The organism is Bradyrhizobium sp. 149, from assembly GCF_023073915.1.
Lineage (GTDB): Bacteria > Pseudomonadota > Alphaproteobacteria > Rhizobiales > Xanthobacteraceae > Bradyrhizobium.
In genome coordinates this window covers 260,929-279,342 of sequence record NZ_JADPKK010000023.1, presented here as the reverse complement: position 1 = coordinate 279,342, position 18,414 = coordinate 260,929, and the positions used below count along the sequence as shown (strand labels likewise).

At 61.3% G+C, this 18,414-nt stretch carries 21 protein-coding genes; 12 read left to right on the top strand and 9 right to left on the bottom strand.

The window, feature by feature from the left end:
* Positions 1 to 226 precede the first annotated feature (226 nt).
* Complete coding sequence (locus IVA88_RS29075) at positions 227 to 433, top strand: hypothetical protein (RefSeq protein ID WP_247500633.1); 207 nt, start codon at positions 227 to 229, stop codon at positions 431 to 433.
* 194 nt (positions 434 to 627) lie between these two features.
* Here the strand turns inward: IVA88_RS29075 and IVA88_RS29070 are convergent, their stop codons facing one another.
* On the bottom strand, positions 628 to 948 hold the full coding sequence (locus tag IVA88_RS29070; RefSeq protein WP_247501220.1) for a nuclear transport factor 2 family protein: 321 nt from the start codon (positions 946 to 948) through the stop codon (positions 628 to 630).
* Positions 949 to 1,077: 129 nt separating this feature from the next.
* Between IVA88_RS29070 and IVA88_RS29065 the strand changes: the two genes are divergently transcribed.
* Together IVA88_RS29065 and IVA88_RS29060 are read left to right on the top strand one after the other, a co-directional pair.
* Positions 1,078 to 4,362 (top strand): response regulator transcription factor, encoded by a 3,285-nt coding sequence (locus IVA88_RS29065; RefSeq protein ID WP_247500632.1) that lies wholly within the window; start codon positions 1,078 to 1,080, stop codon positions 4,360 to 4,362.
* Positions 4,363 to 4,518: 156 nt separating this feature from the next.
* A complete protein-coding gene (locus IVA88_RS29060; protein WP_247500631.1) occupies positions 4,519 to 4,815 on the top strand; it encodes a hypothetical protein in 297 nt (98 codons plus the stop codon).
* Here IVA88_RS29060 and IVA88_RS29055 read toward each other — a convergent pair.
* The 3 genes from IVA88_RS29055 to IVA88_RS29045 form a co-directional block, all read right to left on the bottom strand.
* Entirely contained in the window at positions 4,812 to 6,026 is a 1,215-nt protein-coding gene (locus IVA88_RS29055; protein ID WP_247500630.1) for a mandelate racemase/muconate lactonizing enzyme family protein, read from the bottom strand. The genes IVA88_RS29060 and IVA88_RS29055 overlap by 4 nt on opposite strands.
* 160 nt (positions 6,027 to 6,186) lie before the next feature.
* The gene (locus IVA88_RS29050; protein WP_247500629.1) at positions 6,187 to 7,473 is read right to left on the bottom strand and encodes a divalent metal cation transporter; all 1,287 of its coding nucleotides are present in this window, start codon (positions 7,471 to 7,473) and stop codon (positions 6,187 to 6,189) included.
* 216 nt (positions 7,474 to 7,689) lie between these two features.
* Positions 7,690 to 7,875: a hypothetical protein gene (locus IVA88_RS29045; RefSeq protein WP_247500628.1), complete on the bottom strand. Its 186-nt coding sequence runs from the start codon at positions 7,873 to 7,875 to the stop codon at positions 7,690 to 7,692.
* A 256-nt stretch (positions 7,876 to 8,131) separates the two neighbouring features.
* Between IVA88_RS29045 and IVA88_RS29040 the strand changes: the two genes are divergently transcribed.
* From IVA88_RS29040 to IVA88_RS29020, 5 genes are all read left to right on the top strand, one after another.
* On the top strand, positions 8,132 to 8,350 hold the full coding sequence (locus IVA88_RS29040; RefSeq protein WP_247500627.1) for a hypothetical protein: 219 nt from the start codon (positions 8,132 to 8,134) through the stop codon (positions 8,348 to 8,350).
* An 84-nt stretch (positions 8,351 to 8,434) separates the two neighbouring features.
* Positions 8,435 to 8,614 carry a hypothetical protein gene (locus IVA88_RS29035; RefSeq protein ID WP_247500626.1) on the top strand — a complete coding sequence of 60 codons (180 nt, stop codon included), beginning with the start codon at positions 8,435 to 8,437 and terminating at the stop codon, positions 8,612 to 8,614.
* 478 nt (positions 8,615 to 9,092) lie between these two features.
* On the top strand, positions 9,093 to 9,269 hold the full coding sequence (locus IVA88_RS29030) for a hypothetical protein (RefSeq protein WP_247500625.1): 177 nt from the start codon (positions 9,093 to 9,095) through the stop codon (positions 9,267 to 9,269).
* A 675-nt stretch (positions 9,270 to 9,944) separates the two neighbouring features.
* Entirely contained in the window at positions 9,945 to 10,193 is a 249-nt protein-coding gene (locus IVA88_RS29025) for a hypothetical protein (RefSeq protein WP_247500624.1), read from the top strand.
* Positions 10,194 to 10,623: 430 nt separating this feature from the next.
* Entirely contained in the window at positions 10,624 to 10,893 is a 270-nt protein-coding gene (locus tag IVA88_RS29020) for a hypothetical protein (RefSeq protein ID WP_247500623.1), read from the top strand.
* Here the strand turns inward: IVA88_RS29020 and IVA88_RS29015 are convergent.
* The 3 genes from IVA88_RS29015 to IVA88_RS29005 form a co-directional block, all read right to left on the bottom strand.
* The gene (locus IVA88_RS29015) at positions 10,887 to 11,093 is read right to left on the bottom strand and encodes a hypothetical protein (RefSeq protein WP_247500622.1); all 207 of its coding nucleotides are present in this window, start codon (positions 11,091 to 11,093) and stop codon (positions 10,887 to 10,889) included. The genes IVA88_RS29020 and IVA88_RS29015 overlap by 7 nt on opposite strands.
* Positions 11,090 to 11,290, bottom strand: a complete 201-nt coding sequence (locus IVA88_RS29010) for a hypothetical protein (RefSeq protein WP_247500621.1) — start codon at positions 11,288 to 11,290, stop codon at positions 11,090 to 11,092. The genes IVA88_RS29015 and IVA88_RS29010 overlap by 4 nt, the downstream gene beginning before the upstream one ends.
* Before the next feature lie 181 nt (positions 11,291 to 11,471).
* Positions 11,472 to 11,615 (bottom strand): hypothetical protein, encoded by a 144-nt coding sequence (locus tag IVA88_RS29005; RefSeq protein WP_247500620.1) that lies wholly within the window; start codon positions 11,613 to 11,615, stop codon positions 11,472 to 11,474.
* 400 nt (positions 11,616 to 12,015) lie between these two features.
* Here IVA88_RS29005 and IVA88_RS29000 point away from each other — a divergent pair, with 400 nt between their 5' ends.
* Entirely contained in the window at positions 12,016 to 12,792 is a 777-nt protein-coding gene (locus IVA88_RS29000; protein WP_247500619.1) for a DUF4261 domain-containing protein, read from the top strand.
* Positions 12,793 to 13,188: 396 nt separating this feature from the next.
* Entirely contained in the window at positions 13,189 to 13,620 is a 432-nt protein-coding gene (locus IVA88_RS28995) for a DUF1629 domain-containing protein (RefSeq protein WP_247500618.1), read from the top strand.
* A 1,675-nt stretch (positions 13,621 to 15,295) separates the two neighbouring features.
* On the opposite strand, the gene IVA88_RS28990 is transcribed toward IVA88_RS28995, so the two are convergent.
* Positions 15,296 to 16,834 carry an FAD-dependent monooxygenase gene (locus tag IVA88_RS28990; RefSeq protein ID WP_247500617.1) on the bottom strand — a complete coding sequence of 513 codons (1,539 nt, stop codon included), beginning with the start codon at positions 16,832 to 16,834 and terminating at the stop codon, positions 15,296 to 15,298.
* A gap of 295 nt (positions 16,835 to 17,129) precedes the next feature.
* A complete protein-coding gene (locus IVA88_RS32495) occupies positions 17,130 to 17,252 on the bottom strand; it encodes a hypothetical protein (RefSeq protein WP_256466860.1) in 123 nt (40 codons plus the stop codon).
* A 525-nt stretch (positions 17,253 to 17,777) separates the two neighbouring features.
* On the opposite strand from IVA88_RS32495, the gene IVA88_RS28985 reads away from it, so the two are divergent.
* Complete coding sequence (locus IVA88_RS28985; RefSeq protein ID WP_247500616.1) at positions 17,778 to 18,149, top strand: hypothetical protein; 372 nt, start codon at positions 17,778 to 17,780, stop codon at positions 18,147 to 18,149.
* Positions 18,127 to 18,411 carry a hypothetical protein gene (locus IVA88_RS28980; RefSeq protein WP_247500615.1) on the top strand — a complete coding sequence of 95 codons (285 nt, stop codon included), beginning with the start codon at positions 18,127 to 18,129 and terminating at the stop codon, positions 18,409 to 18,411. The genes IVA88_RS28985 and IVA88_RS28980 overlap by 23 nt, the downstream gene beginning before the upstream one ends.
* Positions 18,412 to 18,414 lie beyond the last annotated feature (3 nt).

Sequence of the window (18,414 nt, the reverse complement as noted above, 5' to 3'; positions counted from 1 at the left end):
CGAGATACCTTTCACATCGCATTGCTTCCGCCCCGGAGGTAACGGGAAAAATAGGCAATGGTTGCTAGCTCTAGACCGTTGGTCGAAGCGGCTGCCTCGACAGCGCGCGACAAACCGTCCCTCCGTGATTTGAACCGTTCGACTAAAGATAACCGGGAAAAACTGGAAACATTCAGGGATGCCTTGAGTTGGCCGCGATGGATGCGATGTTCGGAGAGCAAGCATCGTGGACCACGCCGTCTTGAAGAATGCCACCGAAACCGCCAGGACGGTCTACCGGGCCCGGCATCCCGATGTCGACTTATTCGACAGTCGGCGATGCCTGCTGGAACGCCATTTGCTCAGGAGAAGGGAAGAGCGCGAGAGCGATGCCGAAGAACTCGCCAGCTTCGGGATAGCCTACCTGTACCGGCTTCCCGGCGGCGAATGTTGACGAGCATGAAAATGCTTCTCGCGCGCGTGGCCCGCGGAACAACAAGGCCCAGCTGGACGCTGCTCGCGATTTCGTTTCTCGTCTCGGCGGTCATCGTGATCGCCTTGCGCATCATGATCGAGAGTTAGTTGCGGGCACACCAGAACGCTCGGGCTACGGCCAGCCTTACGCCGCAGTGCAGGCCCGGATCGGACCTAATGCAGGCAGTTCAGTTCCTTGATCCGACCGGCAGTGTCGAACGCCAAAAGTGCACTCATGACACCAGTGCTGGTGACGTATGAGATGATGGTGCCCTCGCCTGAGGGATTGAGGTCATCCAACGTACCTGCCGGATATTTTTGGAGACGCTCGATCCAATAGGCACGGAGCGCCTCGCGGCCGGTAATGGTTTGGACGCCGCAGCAGCCGCAGTGCACCACGGCATCTTGGGCGTAGAGGTCCAGGATGGCGTCGATATCGCCCGCGCGGTACGCATCAAGCCAATCGACCGCAACGGCCATAGGGTCAAAGGACATATTTTTCACTCACATGCGTCCATTTCTGGTTCAGGCCGGGGAACCGCCGAGCCTCTTTTGATTTTAATATCTCACCCGGCCACGGCCATATGCCGAAGGACATAGAGGACCGGGCCGAGGGCAAGGTCGATGTTGGACGCGTCCGCGAGGCAGGGGATACTCAAGCCCGTCCGGCTTGTGATCGTCGATCGCCAACCCATCGTTCTGCAGGGGCTGAAGTCGGTACTTGGGGCCCAGCAGGATTTTGATGTTGTCGCATCGTCCAGCGACGGGACAAGCTGCCTCGAGGCCATTCGGAATTTGACGCCGGACGTCGCGCTTATTGCCGACGCCCTGCCGGATCTGAGGGCATCCGAAATCCTCGCGATCGCAAAAGCCGAGAAGCTCTCGACGCGCCTCGTGTTCTTTACGGACTGCGACATCGACCACGGTCTGACCGCAGCGATTGCGGCTGGTGCCTGCAGCGTAATTTCGAAATATGCCGCTCCTGCCATCATGCTGCAATCACTGAGGCTGATGACGACGAGCGGCGTGTCACTGCAGCAGCGCGATTCAATTGACAAGGAAGCGAACGGCGGCCAAATTGAAAAAAAGCTGGAGCTATTGACGGATCGGGAACGTCAGATTGCGCGGCTCGTGTCGGAGGGAATGTCGAACAAGGAGATCGCGCGCCACCTCGACGTTTCCCAAGGGACAGTCAAAGTCCACCTGTACAATATTTTTCAGAAGCTTGAGATCACCAACAGAACCGTGCTTGCGACCATTGCCTTGTTGCAACGCACCTCTGGCTTCGGCGCGCTTGCTCTGGCCTTTCTGGCGTTCGCAATTGCGGACGAACTCAAGGCGTCCGAAGTCAACGACAACTGGCCGGATGACAACAGCATCGGCCTCGCGGGCGAGCACGCCGTCTATGAGGTCTTCAAAAAGGCCATTCTCCAGCGCCTCGTCGTCTCGGAATCTGGCGAGACGCCTCGGTTCACCGAGAGGGACTTTGTTGCCAAGACGATCCAGGTCACCAACCCGGCGGCGGCAATGGAAGCGCTGCGCGCGGCCGAGCAATTCATCGGCTCGAAGCCGTGGGCAGACTACGGTCCTGCTGGATCGAGCGCCTCGAATTTCCCTGCGCTCTTCCTGCAGGAAACCAGCAACACGCAGATTGGACGTGAGCTATTCCCGCAGCATCAATTGCCACGGCTTGCTTCCGATCCGATGATCCATGGTGGTTATGGCACCTTCGCCGCGCTCGCCGGGGCGTTGATCTACGCGCTGAGCGAGTCTGAAGCCGCCGCGCAGTCGCATGATCCGGGGCAAGCATCGATCGACAGCTTCTTGGCTACCCTCGGAGGGAATGCGAGCACGAAACTGGCCGCGACCACCCATGTTCCCGCCAATCACGCAGACAACTCAGCTCCGGATTTCCCTTCGCACGAGTCGGGCCGCCCCTCTACCTTTGTGAAGACTGCAATCGACATCGCGAAGGAAGGCGTTGGGAGCCAAGCGGCCCCAGACGTTGCGGGTGACAACCTCCAAAAGGCTGTTGGTTTGGATCTCGATTTCGGTCCCGGCGGACATAGCCGCGATCAGTTGATGGGCGGCAATTTTGAAAACGTTGTTCATCGCGCTCCGATCGATTCCAAATCTCGGTCTTCAGACTCTGCCTCTTCCGACTCTGCGTCTTCCGACTCGGTCTCTTCCGACTCGGTGCTGGATTTCGCATCCGGGCCGGGCAGGCTCAATCTTGCGGCGTTCGGAGGGCTTGCCTGGCTGCATCTGACGGCAGCAGCCAAATCAATACCGCCACATACTCTCGCGTGGGTCTACGACCCCGCAAGCAATCAAACGATCGTCTATGTGAATTCGACCGACCGTAGCCTCGATATCGGGGATCGAGGCCTGCTGGAAATCCATCTGCAGGGGATTGTATCCGTTGCGGAGTCGGATTTCGTTCACCAGGCAGAAGGCACGGTTGTGGCATCCACCTTGGAGCAGCTCGAACAAGCGCTGCCATCGGGAACCGCAGCCGATGACACCGTTCTGAGTACGCCGGGCACCCATTCGGCCGAGGGCGCACTTGGAGAGTCCGGAGTTTGGAGCGCTTTTGCCGACGAAGGCTTCAGCTTCCAATTCGCACAGGCCCGGAGCGGTTTCGGGACGTCGACGAAGTTCAAGACCTTCACGCGCGATTCGTCGGATAGAGCCGACGAGAGCGGGGATGTATCCGGTGTGTCGGCTCACGGATCATCGAACGGCGCTGGTCAGGGCGCGGCGGCTCCGGCAGGTGAAAAGCTGACCTCGAACAGTGAGGCGATGAAGGCGGACACCGACGCTCTTTCGACACAGCAGAACGAGATGATCCCGCCAGGCCTCGCTACGGCCGACAATACGAGCCACCGGAATTCCGATCACGCTTCGGAGACGGGGGTCGGCAAAGCCGACCATGGCAGCGATGAAACCCGCGGCAACGGCATCGGTAAGGACGCCGAGCATCACGCTCCGGCATCGGAGGCAGCGAATGGGTCTGCGGCAGAGAAGATGCCAGAGCCGGCGGCCGTGGAGCACGGCAACGCGGGACACGATAAACACCCAAGCTCTGCAAATGCACCGGAAGCCGCCGCAAACGCCGACAGCGCGGACGGCGGTCACTCGCATCATGGTTCGGAGCCAGGCTCTGCAAAGGTGGCGTCCAAGGAAACGGCCGAAGCCAAGTCCACACCGGACAAAGGCCCGGGCAATGACAATGGGCATCATTCCTCGGCCTCGGACGATTCGCGAGCGTCGGCGAAAGCGGCAGAAAAAGGCGGCGTCGAACACAGCAACCCGGGACACTCAACTTCTGCAAACGCACCGGAAGCAGAACCGAGCGACGCAACCGCCCACGGTGTAGGCCGCGACAGCTCGCAGCACGCTTCGCACCCGGATTCTGCGAAGGCGGCCGGAGAAAAGGCGGAAGCTAAGTCCATGCCGGACAACGGTGTCGGCAATGGCACCGAGGGCAATCACAATGAGCATCATTCCTCGGCTTCGAACAATTCCCGAGGCGAAGTGAAAACGACAGACCCAATTGGCGTCGAACACGGCAATCCGGGGCAAGCGGGCGGCGGAAACGCGCAGCAGGCTGCGCATGCCCATGCGCCCGCATCAGAACTAGTACAGCCGGCGAAAGCTGCATCGCAGAGTGGCGGCGTAGATCACGAACCGGCGTTCCGCTTCGATGGCGGGGCTGGTCCTTCCACTCCCGCCGCGGTCATCGAGCCTAAAAAGCTCGATGATCCCTACGTTCCGCAAGCTCAGAAAAACGACGTCCAGCTGATCGTCGACATGGTCCCCGGTACCCTGGACGAACATGCGGCCCATCAAGATGGTCATGCTCCGCATCACGGCCTTGGACCTGCGGCCCATGACTGGCTGATTTGAAGCTGGCTGATTTTGAAACGTCGAGGTCCATTGGCTGAGAAGTAGCCATGAGCGCTACGCCGCAGACCCCAGGCTTGCTCAGGCATTTGGAACCTGCATGGCGGAAGCTGGAACCCGGAGGGGCGCCTTTGCATTAACCTGCGATGGGAAAAACGCATGGGTTCTCCGATGGTAAGCGATCGCTTCGCAAACTCGATGTCCTCGGCGCTCCGCCATCCCGGCGTGATTGCGTTGATTGTGGCCGGCATTGCGATTGCTGCGATGCTCATCGTGGATCATGGACCCTGGAATCGCGCGAAGACACAGCCGGCCCATGTTGCGATGTATGCGACCACGGGAGAAGCAGCACGCGCTGCAGGTGCCGCAGTGCTCCCGACGGAACACAAGTCGCCAATCGAGCCGGAGCGGCCGGGGCCGAAGACCTCCCCGACCGTCAATCCGGTGACGCCTTAGTTCTTGCGACCGTAGTTGAGAAGCCCGCCGCTGGTCTTTGGCGGATGCGCACGAAGGGCTTCCTCGTTCGGCTCGGTGCCCCAGCCGGGCCGGTCCGGAATGACCAAATGCCCGTTCTGGATGTCCGGCTCATGGGTGAACAGCTCGCGGTCCCATGCCAAGCGATCGATATCGATTTCCATGATACGCAGATTCGGCACGGCGGCGCAGAAATGCGCATTCATCATCGAGCAAAGATGCCCGTAGAAATTATGCGGCGCGACGTTGACTTCGAAGGCCTCCGCGGCGGCTGCGATCTTCATCGATTGCCAGACGCCGTTCCAGGGCGTGTCGATGATTGCGACATCCATCGCCTGCTGGTGGAAATAGGGCAGGAATTCGCGCAGCCCCAATAGTGTCTCGCAGGACGAGATCGGATGCGGGCTTTGCCTGCGGATGTAACCGAGCGCTTCCGGGTTGAAGCTGTCGATCTCGATCCAGAACATGTCGAGGTCCGCAATGGTGCGCAGGATCTTCAGATAGCCCTCGGTCTTGGCGTTGAAGTTGCAGTCAAGCAGGATATCGACGTCGGGGCCTGCACCGTCGCGGATCGCTTCCAGATGCATGCGCAGGTCGCGCAGGATTTTGCGATCGACGTTGATCTCGGGGGCGAAGGGAGAGCCGAAGCCCGGTCGCCAGCCGGTCGGCTTGCCATCGTCGTAGGAAAAAATGTTGGTCTTGAGCGCGGTGAATTTCTTCTCGCGCACTTCGCGCCCCATTGCCTTGACGCCGTCGAGGTTCTCGATCGGCGGCTTGTACCAGGACGGATGATTGATCCGCCACGTCGCGCAATGCGACCAATAGACCCTGACACGGTCGCGGATCTTGCCGCCGAGCAGTTCGTAGCAGGGCACACCGAGACACTTCGCTTTGGCATCGAGCAGCGCGTTCTCGATCGCGCCGAGCGCCTGCGCCACCACACCGCCAGCCGCGGGACGTGTGGCCGCGAACAGTTCGGCGTAGATGCGCTCGTGCTGGAAGACATTCTGCCCGATGACGCGGGCCGAGAGGCGCTGGATTGCAGCGCCGACGCCGGGCGAGCCAAAGCCTTCGTCGAACTCGCTCCAGCCGACGACACCGTCTCCGGTTGTCAGCTTGACGAAGTGATAGTTTCTCCAACCGGCATCGCAGGCGAGAATTTCGAGGCTCGTTGCTTTGGATGATCTGGTCATGTCGCTCCCTGTGGCCCGGCCGGGCTTTTTTCTTGTGGTCTGGTCGCAAGGCAGACCTGACCGCAATGGGCTTCGCCGCAATTGACTTGGCCGCAATCGCCCTGGCCGCAATTGTTAGGGCAACCAGGGATCGGCGTGAAGTCCGCTGTCGCAAGGTTGGTCAGCCGATCGCGGATGAGCCCAGCAGGGCGAGCACGGCCAGCGCCATCAGGGCGGTGCCGAGCCAGCCCAGCACAACGAGCCATGGCCGGGCCTTGAAGCGGCCCATGATGGTCCTGCTCGAGACGATCAGCATCATCATCGCCATGACCGGGACAGCGACGATGCCGTTGAGCACGGCGCTCCAGACCAGCATGTGAATGGAGTCGATGCCGGTGAAACCAAGCCCGAAGCCCATGATGGTTGCCACCGCGATGATGGTGTAGAAGCCGACCGCTTCGTCGGGCTTTGCCTCCAGCGTCGCGCGCCAGCCGAAGATCTCCGCCACGCCGTAAGCGGCCGAGCCCGCCAGCACCGGAATGGCGAGCAGGCCCGTGCCGATGATGCCGATCGCGAACAGGGCGAAGGTGAAGTCGCCGGCGAGCGGCCGCAGCGCTTCGGCGGCTTCCGTCGCCGAATTGATGTTGGTGACGCCATGTGCGTGCAGCACCGAGGCGGTGGTGAGGATGATGAAGAAGGCGATGCCGTTGGACAGCAACATGCCGGAGATGGTGTCGGTCCTGATGCGCGCGAGCTCCGGATTGCCGCCGCGCTTCAGCTCGCGCAGCGGCTTGTCGCGCCTGCCCTGGTTCATCTCCTCGACCTCCTGCGAGGCCTGCCAGAAGAACAGATAGGGGCTGATGGTGGTGCCGAGCACGGCGACGACCATCATGAGGTAGTCGGCGCCGACATTGGCCTTCGGCCAGACCGCAGCGAGCAGCGCCGTGCTCCACGGGATATTCACGGTAAAGGCCGTCGCGACATAGGCGAACAGCGCCAAAGTGAGGAATTTCAGCACCGGCGAATAGCGGCGATACGGCAGGAACACCTGCAGCAGCGTCGAGCCCGCCGCGAAGATCAGCGCGTGCTCGTGGTTGAGGCCGCCGATGACCAGCGAGAGCGCCTCCGCCATCGCGGCGATGTCGGCCGCGATGTTGAAGGTGTTGGCGGCGACGAGCATGGCGACGAGCGTCAGCACCGCCCATCGCGGCGCAATCCGCATGACGTTGGCGGCCAGCCCCTTGCCGGTGACGCGGCCGATCCGGGCGCTGACGAGTTGGATGGCGATCATGAACGGTGTGGTCAGAAACACCGTCCACAGCAATCCGTAGCCGAATTGCGCGCCGGCCTGCGAATAGGTGGCGATGCCGGACGGATCGTCGTCGGCCGCCCCGGTGACGAGACCCGGCCCCAGCCTTTGCAACAGCGTCGGCGCGGATTTCGCGGGGGTGACGGCACTGTCGGTCATGGCAGGAGGGACCTCGGTCGGGGCGCGTCCTTAGCAAATGCTAATCTGGGAACAAGGTTCCCCGGGCGTGCGCGCGGCCTTAGATCCGATTTCTGATTTTACTAATCGCTTTTGACTCGTCGGGCAAAACACCTGTATAAGTGCATTATCGCAAGAATAGTCGCTCCCGCACTTGCTCAGGGGACAAATAACTCGCTGGGGTCCATGCAATCGGGACTATTTGATGCTGACGAACATGCCCCAGGCGCCGGCCAGCGCAGCGCCGGAAAAAACGATCAGCGGGTTGTCGCAAAACGCACTTCCATAGGTGCACATGGTGGCGCCGAACGAGCCGATCTCGTGATGGCTCGCGGAGTAGAACAGTCCGGACAGCACCAGCAACGCAGCGGCCACGTAATACATCGACGATCTCTCCGAGCTTTCCCGGTTGCGTCTTTCGCAAGGGACATGTCCCAGCATGGCGCGAACGACTTGCATCCTGCCGAATTCGCCTTGCTGCATTTGAACTAAAATCGACCTGTCCCGCGAGACATTGTCGCCTTTGGTTGCAGTCTTCTGCGCGGTCTACGTTATCGGGACGGGAACACTCACAGGGGAACTCTTGGACGCGCTTTCCATTAAGGAACATGACAGCTGGACCAACCTAGGGGAGTGGCCCATGGGCGCCGAACGGATGCACCCTCCGCGGTACTGGCGGATGCGGGCGGAAGAATTCCGCACCAAGGCGGATAATTGCGAGTACCCCGAGACGCGGGACGTGCTGCGCAAGGTGGCGGAAAACTACGACGAACTGGCGCGCCGTGCCGCGCGCATCTGCACCGTCCAGAGTCTGGACGATCGGCGCGGGCAGGAAGCCCGCCATGTCGTTCAGGATTAGGCCGATCAATTAGCAGCGCTGCCGTGCCAATGGAACGAATGTCCACTTTGGTACTTAGGAACTCATTCCTCCCAAGAGGGTGAGATGAGCAACGAACAGCAAGCATGGCCGGCCACGAGTCCAGGTCGTCACTACCAGCCGGGGCCGGCGTGCCCGAAATGCGAGACGGCCACGCGTTGCCTGACCTCGGTCTTCGACGTGAGGCGCGATCGCTCGATCCTGATCTACCGGTGCGACGCTTGCCGCGAGGACGTCTGGATTTAGGCGGGGCCGCTCTGCCGTCCGGGTGCCGGAGCGCAGGCATACAAGATGATGGTTCCGCCGTTGGTCGGCTGGAGATTGTCGAGGCCCGACGCGGGGGGGAGGTCTTCAGACGATCGACCCAACAGGCGCGCAGGCCTTCCCGGCCCGAAATCGTCTTCATGCCGCCGCAGCCGCAATGGACCGCCGCGTCGTCAGCACATTGCCAGAATGATTTCGAGATCGCCGTCGCGGTAGACATCCAGCCAGTCAACCGCAGCGGCCATCGGGTCAAAGGACATGATCCCGCCTACGTGCCGTTTTGTCGCCCGTCGTGTAGGGGCGGGGTCATGAATGTGAGGTGAAAGGCGCGCGGGTTCGGATTGGAGGGCAAGAGCGCACCGGATGGCTGCAGGCGGGTTTCCCGCGCGTGTTCACTTTTGGACTGTCCTAAACCCTTTCGTGACGTACCTTGCGAATGGAACAAGGACGGGAGCTTGTCATGCTCACCAGCAAGGAATTCGAGGCGTATTTCGACTGGCAGAAAACGCACCAGCTTGATGCAAGCCAAACGACGCGACAAATGCTGCGCCGTTCTCGGGAGCAGATCGCGGTGTCAATGGCACTGCTTCGGCAACAGGTTCCGAAGATCTGGCACCCTGAGGCTCCAGAACAATAGAAACCTCGTCCGTCGTTCCCGCGTTGCGCGGAATGGCGAACCGAGACACCAGGCAGCAGCCAATTTGTGCTGCGTGCAACAAGCCCATGACATTCATCGACGCGGTTGGTTCACCGGACGGGGCGATTGCCATCTTTCGGTGCTCCGACTGCAACAAGCTGTTCTGGGAAAAGCCGAAGGCAGACCAAAAGCAAAAGTAAGGCCGCCTCGGTCGGCGCCTCCAGGTCTGCTTCCATAGCGCCTGAAATCTCTGGCCTGCTTTGACCTGCGAGTGGAAAGAAACGGCCCCAGCGCGGCAGACCGAGCTGAGGCCGTGCGGGTTGTCGGTCGTGCATCCGGACCGACACCCGGATAACCCTTTGGCTGTTAAAGCTGTTCCTAATCAGGTGGCGTGTTTTCGTTTTCTCGTGTTGCCGCCTGAGTCGTGCCTCGGCCGTTTCTGTGCACATTTGGACATGGCGCGTTCCCGACGAAACACGCCTGAAACAGTGCTGAAACCAGATCGTCTCGAACTTGCCGCCCGCTGCGCCCGACCAACCAAGCGAAGAGGAGATCATCATGATCCAGGTCGGTTCGAAAGAAGAAGTCGCGTTTCTGCTGGCGCTGTTCGGCACGCACACCCAGCCGGTGAAGCGGCCGAAATCGACATCGCGGCAGGCGTGAGGCGCTGATCCCATGCCAGGTTTGGCCGAATGCCAGAGCCTCTTGCGCCTTCTGATCGCAAGGGGCGACCCGAAGGCGATCCCGCTCGCGAAAGGCGCCATCGATGGATATCTGAACACGGCGCCGGTCTGCATGCGCGGGAGGGGCTTGCGCGTACTCCAGAGCGATGCGCTCGACCAGCATGGTGCCGCGGTCGGCGTGCAGCGCTCGTTCGCCGAGACGGTGGATGCCTATATCGAGCGGAAGCTTGCGGAGGAGTGAGGGCGCGAAGTTTCGTCGCGCTTGGCGCTTTCGCCCCTGACGGAAACCGCCACGAACGCGGCAACTGCTGCTGCCGCTTCGCGTCTTTGATCAATTTCGCGGCCCGACCCGCGCGTTTGTTTTGTTTGGGAACGTCGTCGTGGGATGAGTGATAGGCGGACACGGCGCGTGCATCCGTGACGCCGCGCGCACAGCCGGCGAAAACCTGCTTCGATGGGACCGAGAAAAAAGGCGAGGCGCCGCGCGGCCGGCGCTCGTGCCCCGATTGGATGGACGCTCGCACCGGGCCGCACGCTGGCGAAGTGCAGGCGCGGGATCGTCAGCCGGTGCCGGTTGGAGTTCCCGGAACCCATTGATCCCTCACAGAATTTTTCGCGCCGCCCCGAAACCCTTTGTCCGCTTCGGACCTATACCGGCAAAGGATGCTGCAATGCCCCGATATTATTTCGACCTGCGCGATGAGACCGGTGTAGCGCTCGACGAGGAAGGGCTGGAGCTGGCCAGCCCACGCGCCGTTCAGGCGGAGGCCGCCAAGTCGGTCGCGGATATGGCGCGAGATGCCATCGTCTCCGCGCCGCCCGCGGGCCGCAGGCAGTCGATGGCGATCGACGTTCGCGATGCCGCGGGTCCCGTGATGCAGGTGAACTTCTCGTTCGCGATCGAGACCTTCAGGACGCCTTCGACATCACGCGATCATTGACGCGTGAGCACTCCCGGCTGGGATGAGCAGGACTCCAGCACGGCGATCTTGCGGCCGAGCTGCCAGACCTCGACCTTGCCGTGCCGCGTGAACTGCTGCGCGAAAATGAGGGCGGACGCATCCGACGTGGCCTCGAAAGCTTCGGCGGAGCGGAACACGCCGTTTTCGCCGACGAGATAGGCGCGATATTGCTGGGTCATGTCGGCGGCCTCAGGCCGGGCGAATGCAGCCAGGCGTCGATCTGCATGGCGGTCTCGTCCTGCCGCGCCTTGCGCAGCAGCATCTCGCGGCGGCGCCCCGGCGCCAGCGCGCGCGCCTCTTCGCGCAGCCGCATGGCCTCTTCGGCGAGCCGTTCGGTGAGTGTCGTGGTCTGCTTGAAACGTCGTCGCATCTGCATGGCGCATGTCCATTGCGAGCAGGGTGGGAGCGCAACCCCGGCGTTGTCGTTGCCGATCGATGCCGAGTGAGGCGCGGTGATGCCTCAAGCCTAGGCCGCCGGTTTCGGACCGTCTCTGTCATTTGCTAGTTTGTTTCGAAGAATCTTTCGGGCGTGCGGACGCGAAGTTTGAGCGGCTTGCTCATTTTGTGGTGCAGGAGATTGCAATGTTCACTTTTGAACGGAAGGGGTGATGTGTGTCTGCGCGTTGGCTCACGCGCTCTCGCTCGGGCATGATGTCCTCGAGCAGCAGCGCCGCGGTGCAGATGATCGGGATGGGGCGCATCGATCTCACCTCCGCGCTGCCGTCGCCCGGCTGCTTCAGCGCGCCATGGTGCCGGCGGCGAACTCGCACGCGTTCCGGCGAGATGCGGCACCAGACCGTAGGCGGGGTCGCCGGAGCTCACCGAGATCGATCGAGAACATGCACGGGTTGTGTGCGATCTGCATCGATATTTCGTACGACTGAAGCACCAGGCGCGAGAAGCATTTTTGTCAGAACGAATGTGCGTGTCGCCGACCAGCTAAACCGACCCTGTTCGGCTAGAAGCCGACACTTGTTTTGTGCTCCCACGAGGCAAGGAATTTTCGTTGACGTTGTTCTTGTTTTGTTCTAGAAAAGTAAAGTTTCAACCTTTGGGCGAGAACGAAGTTGTGTCTCGCCTCAAATTTCTGCGGGGCAGTGGATGAGTAACTCGCTTCTCGCTTTGGTCCTTTTGGACAGTCCGGCAACGCCGGACATGTCAGCGATTGCCAAGGTCCTTCGCGCGCGACATCCGGAATTGGGGACGGAGGTGGGGGAGAACGGGACTCTGCCACAGGTCCAACCAAACTCTCCGCTCATTCGCTGCGGCAACGAGTTTGTTGCCGTCATGTCGATGCCGGCGCGTATTCCTGACGATCCCGGCCTGTGGTCGCGCGCCGGCTGGTCATGGCCGGAGAGCAAGACGGTTGCGGCACGACATCGAGGTCATCTGATCGTTTCGATGCTTGGGCAGGGTCAGAGACCGCTCATCGCCGCGCGCATCACCACGGCTGTGATTGGTGCATTGATTGCCACCATGCAGGAATGCAGCGGCGTCGTGTGGGCCGGGCAGGTGGCGCGGCCCGCCAAGCTCTGGCTGGAGATGTCGAGTCGGTCGTTTGTGCCGTTTCCTGATTATCCTTTCACGCTCTGGGTCGACATTCTTCCATTCCAGTCAGATGGGAAGATCGGCGCGATCACGATGGGGCTGTCGGCTTTCGTCGGGCGCGAGATCCAGTTCGACACGGGCAAGCTCACGCTTCCGGCGCTGATCGATAAAGTGAACGGACTTTCCGCTTATCTGATCGAGCACGGAAACGTAATCAAGGATGGCGACACGATTGGCAAAGACGAGCGCGAGCGCATCGAGGTTCGTTATAAGAACTCCGAGGTCTTCGGTGGTTTGCCTGTGTTTTCCTGTGTTGATGACTTCGCATAGCCGCACAATATTTTGGAGCGTCATTAGATGGGCCAGGCAATCCGCACAATGCCGTTCGAGATCCGTCGTTTGACTCGTCGGGCAAAACACTGGCAGAATGGCATTATCGAAGGAGTTTGGATAAAGCCCGCGGGATGCCGCGGGCTTTATTGTGGGCAGTTAATATTGGTTCTCTGCACGGCGCCATTGTGGGCACGACGTTCAATGGGACTCGGTCATGGGTAGCGAAAGGGCGGCTTCGATCGCAAAACGACCCAGAGCGCGAAAGCGCCGCTACCACGAAATGGTCCCGACTTCCGGGTGGGAGGCAAGCCGGGCTATTGGCTAGAAGACGAGAGTGTCCTTCCTCCCTACGAGGTTTTCCGTCTGCCGGCTTCTACCGCGCCTGCAGCTTTCGTGTTTGACAAATCGGCAGGCGATTTGCCCTACGACTTGGAGCCCTACCACGGCTGGTGGCTTATTTCGGATCGGACAAAGGTGGTATTCGAGGGGCTTGACCCGGAGGCCTTTGTGTTCGTGCCGTGCGATGTGCGAGTACCGCAAGGTAGCTACCATGGGCCGAACTATTGGCTCTGCGATGTAGTTCGCGTTCTCGACGCGCTGGATGAATCGCAATCGCGTTTGATCATTCGAATTGAAGACGATGCTCGCTCTCTCAAGTTCGGAAAGAAGATCTACTTGGCCCTGCCGGGCTCCAAACTGGTCTTTAGAGAGACTGCAATCGGCGAAGCGCATATCTTTCGTATCCAGATTTGTCTTCAGAGAGGAGGCTATCGGCTCTGCTCATATTTTCCGGCTGCGCTTTCTGCATCCAACGATCATTTGTGATCAGGCAATGAAGGATGCCTGTAAAGCCGCCGGTTTGAGGGGCATAAGCTTTGGAAATGCCTACGGCAATTACTAGCTTGTTCGCGCATATTGTTTCTGCATTGAAGTTCGTCGAACACCTGGTTGGCTTCGGTCATTGGTAGGTCGATGTGCAAATAGCTCGCTCTTGAAGCTATCTTCGCTCTGCCAGCAGAGGCCGAATGCGTCACATTTCCGTTTTCAAAAGCGCAGATCGCCGCCGTCGTAACGCCGACCTAAGATGTCGGCGTTGAAAACGGTCGTGTGCCGAAGGGCGACGCCCGCCCGTTGCGGCTGCATCAATACGTAGCGCGCAAATACAGCGCCGGCTCTCTGTGCTGGCCATCAACAAACATTTCAGATCAGTACCTCCGGCTGTGATTACGAGCAGCTCGGGTGCCAGCATGCGTCAGAAAGTAGCGGTCGTATGTTTCAATTCCATCACATCTTGCCCCAGCGTTTCGCAACTCATCCCGTCGTCAAGTTCATGGCGGACCGTTTCAATCCCGACGCGACTGGAAATCGTATGGCCTTGCCGTCCAGGCAGGGGCTCGCAACCAATTTCAGTTCGAGCCCACATACTGGGGGACATCTAGGAGCGTACTACAAGGGATTTTGCGAGTATTTGAAGAAGGTCGAAGCGTCTCCGAGATTCGATGCGGCTCTCGCGGGCGATGCACGTGCGCTCGACGAATTGGTTTCCCGTTGCCACCCCCCGAATGGCAACGTGCCATGCAATTGCCTCCGACCACGGCCACGCCGTCAGAGCCACAAGTCTTGCAATTCCATCCAGAGACGGGCCAACCGCACACGTTCTCTGATAGATCACAGGTGCTCGGGCCGCCAGCACCTGTCGACGACGGCTCTGCCTTGCTGATGGGCGCGGGTGTGCTCGGTACAGGAGTGATGATGGTACCTGGAGCACAGGGGCTCGGTGCTGCGTTGCTCGCGGGCGCGACTGCTGCCGCTGCGACTCGACCTGCTTTCTCAGCAAATACCTCAAGTGGCACCAAAGTTGCCGACGGAAGCGTCTTCTCCAAAGGGGCGGCTCCTTACGATCCATTCAATCCCGACTACTCCACGCCTCGCCATGGCAATCGTCTGGGCAACTTGCCTGGACTTCCATCCGGACCATCATTGATTGAGAGCCCGGCACTTGAGCCAGGAGCAGCTCCGGCTACCACCTTTGCAGATCGCAATCGCGCCTGAAGACGTCCGGCGTCTCACCCGTTTGAACGCATCGAACGCAGGCAGCGTGTTTACGTCAGGGAGCGCGCCCGTCCCCTATCTGCCTTCCACGGAATTCTACGATCGGTTTGGCAGCTGGAGTATGCCAGCTGCCAACGGCGGGCCACGACAGCCGAGCAAGCCGATCCGTACGCTCGCGGATGAGACGAGCTTCCTCATTCCACCCCCTATCTTCGGAGTGGATGGTCCAGGCAACCCGCACAATGACGCAGAGGAGTGGTTCTCGCGCTGGATACGACCGCTACTCCGGCAGGAGTGAAGACCGAGTTACGGAGCGGTGCGTATGCCGTTTCGGTCGTTTGACACGTCGGGCAAAACACTGGTAGAATGATATCATCGAAAGAGTTCGGATCGAGCCCGCGGCGTGCCGCGGGCTTTGTTTGTTTCGACGCGCGTGAGAACGCGTGCGCTAAGCCGCAGCCAGTCCGAACCAACTCGTCAGCGCCTCCGCAAATCCGCGACGGCTTTCATCGCCCACCCAGGCCACATGCCCGTCGGGCCGCACCAGGACGGCTTTGGGCGCTGCGACCTGTCCGATGGCCGGAAGCTCCCAGGCGCCGTCGTATTCGGCATCCACCATCTTGATGCGATCCGCCCACGGTGCGATATCGAAGCTGTTCCTCTCGTAAAAATTGAGCAGCACGCCCCGCGCGTCGTGCAGCAGGGTGAACAGTTTTAGCGGACGTCCCTCGACCATCAGGTCGAGGTCGGGCATGCGGCGCCCGAGCAGCGCGTGGCCTTCGCCGAGATCATAATGCACGTCGAGCCCGCTCATCATCGCGCCAAAGCGTTTTCGCGGCTCGTCCATCGCGAGCAGTTCGCAGACGATTTCGCGCGCGGCCTTGAGGCCGTCCTCGCCGCGGCGGAGCAGGGCGATTTGCGCCATGGTGTTGCGCAGCACCCGCGCGGCGACGGGATGGCGCTCGGCGTGATAGGTGTCGAGCAGGCTGTCCGGCGAGATGCCCTTGACCACCTGCGCCAGCTTCCAGCCGAGATTGACGGCGTCCTGCACGCCAATGTTGAGGCCTTGCCCGCCCACGGAGTGATGGATATGCGCGGCATCGCCGGCGAGCAGCACGCGTCCCCTGCGATAGGACACGGCCTGCCGTGCCGCATCGGTGAAGCGGGAGATCCAGGCCGGATTGTGCAGCCCGAAATCGGTGCCGTAGACGGCGAGGAGCGCCTCGCTGAGATCGCGGGGGCCGGGTTCGCCGGTGCGGTCGAGCGTCGCTTCCGTCACGACGACCAGCACGCGTCCGCTCTCGGTCTTGCTGAGTCCGTGAAAGCCGAGCGCGTCGTGACGCAGGCCCCATGCGGGCTCATCACGCATCTCGACCTCGGCCATCAGGTTGCTCAACGTCGGATCTGAGCCGGCGAAGTCGATGCCGGCGGCCTTGCGCACCAGGCTGCGACCGCCATCACAGCCGACCAGATAGTCTGCGCGCAAATTCTCGCCGCCGGAGAGCGTGACGTCGATGCCGGTTTCGTCCTGCGCGAACCCCGTCACCTCGCGCTTGCGATAGATCGGCACCGCGAGCTCTTCGAGCCGATCAGCCAGAATGCGCTCGATGCGGGTCTGCCGCAGCTTGAGGCCGTAGGCGTGCCGGGTGGGGAGGTCGCTGATGTCGAGCGGGGTCCAGGCGAAGCCCGCGAGCTGGACGATCTGCCCTTCGCGCAGCAAGCGGTCCGCGACGCCGCGCTGATCGAGGATCTCGATGGTGCGCGCGTGCAGGCCGCCGGCGCGCGTCTCGACGATCGCCTGGTCGGGGCGCCGCTCGACAATGGCGACGTCGACCTTCGCGAGCGCGAGCTCGGCGGCCAGCATCAACCCGGTCGGGCCGCCGCCGGCGATCACCACGGCGTGGTCATTTGCGTGATCTTGGGCGCGGCCGGCGCCGGCCGCTCTGGTGTGGCCGCGCGTCCGGGACGTCGGAAGCAATACAGGCATGGATGACCCCTCGTGATCTGCATGTTGTTCGGGTCGAGGGTTCTACGGCAGGGTCGGGGGCTTGAAGCAAGCCCGTCGCGCACCACATATCTGAGTGGGGAGGACGGAATTGTTCTTCCGCGTTCGCCGCGTTGACACGTCGGGCAAAACACCGGCATAATGCCATCATCGAAAAGAGTTTGGTTCAACCCGCGCGGACGCGATCCGCCGCGGGTTTTGTTTTGAGCGCCGCGCTAATCAACAAGGCGGTTCGCTGCATCGCGTCGGCGCGTTCCTCGAACGAAAACGGAGCGGCTTAATCGTCCTTCGACAAATCGCCGGGCCTTGTGGGAAGGTCGATGGCGCCGCCCTCGCCGCGCACGAGATCGCGGCCCCTGTCCTCGGTCTCGCCGGTGTCTTCGATGATCGCCTCTTGCATGTCGCGCTCCTTGTCGACGCGCGGCTTTGCTCCTGGACAATTTTTCGAAGTCTCTTGTGATGTCTCGCGTGTCATCCGCCGGTCCTCCTGATCGCCTAACGCGGCTTGAACGGATTCGTTCGTTTGACACGTCGGGCAAAACACCGGCAGAATGGCATCATCGAGACAAGTTTGGTTGACCCGCGCGGAAAGCATCCGCCGCGGGTTTTTTCGTCTCGATGTCGAGATCGGACGGCGGCGGCGCATTGCGGCCACGCACTCGTCAAATTTGGAGCGCCGATCGGCGCGCCGTCGTCCGTACCATTGCTGGCCGTGCACGCGCGAACGTGCCGGTCCGCGGCGCCGGGCCATTTGCCCGCGCCGCTGCGGCCTCCGGGAACGGAGATAGGGTTCGCGCCCGAAACGATCGCGCCGCGTTGCGCGATCTGCCGCGCATTTCTTTTGTCCTGGAGAGATGATGACCGCTTACCTGATATCGCTCGCGCTCGTGGGTCTGGTTGCAATCCTGTTATGGGAGATTTTTTCTTGAGCGAGGCGGTCGAATGTGAGGGCGCGGGCGAGCCGGTCCGCTCGCCCAGGACCGGGAAGACGATCAGGAAGACATCCAAGGCGCGGACGCTGACCGAAATCCGCTCGCTGGCGCGCAGCCACACCCGAACCGCAATCCGCGTCCTCGTTGGCATCATGCGCAGCAATGAGGCAACGCCGGCGGCCCGCGTCTCGGCGGCCAGCGCCATCCTCGATCGCGGCTGGGGCAAGGCCGCGCAGCCGATGGAGAACGGCGACGACGGAGCGCCTGATGCGGTTCACCGGGTCGAGCGCATCATCGTGCAGCCGAATGGATCGAGCGAGGATGATGCTGCGCGATGTGTGAGTGGCGAGACAAACCCGATTTGAAATCGTGCGGATTTGCCGTTTGACTCGTCGGGCAAAACACCGGCAGAATGGCATCATCGAGATTTCGTTGGTTCAGCCCGCGCCGAGCAATTGGCCGCGGGTTTTTGTTTCGACGATCCTCTCGCTAACTGATGCTCTGGTTGCTGCTCTGGCGTTGCCCGGCATCCTTGCTGACGTCGATCAAACTCCGCTGGAACAACCCGACATTCCGAACAACGAAGACTGGTACGCAATGTGGCGAAGGCGTACCGGGCAGCCGTAAGGC